Here is an 837-nt window from a genome sequence, read left to right on the forward strand (position 1 = left end):
GATCCGGTCCAATCTCTTTCGGCGGTGGTGGCGAACCCTTGACATCCCCACCGGGAATCACAGAAAAGGACCTGATCATGAACGCATTCTCCCGCAAGAAGATCACCAAGGTCGGACTCGGCATCGTCGCCTCCGGCGCCCTCGTCTTCAGCCTCGCCGCCTGCTCGATGGACAGCAACAGCGGTTCCACCGAGTCCACGACCTCCGCCTCGGCCGAGCCCAGCGCCGAGGCCACCCCGGTCGCCTCGCTCGCCGACCTCTCCAACGGCGTCGACACCGAGGTCACCGTCGACGCGTCGTTCGTCGAGGCCCTCACCACGCTGGGTCTGACCCCGGCACCGGTCGGCACCGGCACCTTCGACGCCGACACCGGAACGTTCGCGTTCCCGATCACCGGCGGCAACGTCGACTACTACGACCCCGCCAGCGACGTGCGCCCCTACGTCCAGGGCGAGATCGACCACGACGGCTCGGGCCTGTCGCTGACCGCCGGTGACACCACCGTCGAGCTCACCGACTTCCGCATCGACCCGGGCGCCTCGAAGCTCTACGGCACCGTGTCCGCCAACGGCGAGGTCGTCGCCGAGGACGCCTACCTGTTCAACCTCTGGGGCGGCACCCTGAAGCCCCTCCAGATGGACGGCACCAACGCGGTCCTCGAGGGCACCACCGTGCACATCAGCCCCGACGCCGCCGCGCTGTTGAACCAGACCTTCAACACCGACGCCGTCCAGGACGAGATGCTCGTCGGCGTCGCGAAGATCACCGTCGCGACCGAGTAGTCACCGACTCCTCCCGCGACGACGCCGGCCCCGGCCCCCGACACCCCCGCACCAC

Annotated in this window: 1 protein-coding gene; it reads left to right on the forward strand. The window is 68.6% G+C overall.

The window, feature by feature from the left end; genetic code table 11:
* Positions 1–77: 77 nt before the first annotated feature.
* Positions 78–782, forward strand: a complete 705-nt coding sequence (locus tag FFA01_RS15795; protein ID WP_146857137.1) for a hypothetical protein — start codon at positions 78–80, stop codon at positions 780–782.
* The last annotated feature ends 55 nt before the right edge of the window (positions 783–837 follow it).

Origin of the sequence: Frigoribacterium faeni, from assembly GCF_007988805.1 — a bacterium.
Classification (GTDB): Bacteria; Actinomycetota; Actinomycetes; order Actinomycetales; family Microbacteriaceae; genus Frigoribacterium; species Frigoribacterium faeni.

Excerpts from the sequence above, each read along its gene's own strand:
- FFA01_RS15795 (WP_146857137.1), top strand. The coding sequence starts at position 78 with ATGAACGCATTCTCCCGCAAGAAGATCACCAAGGTCGGACTCGGCATC.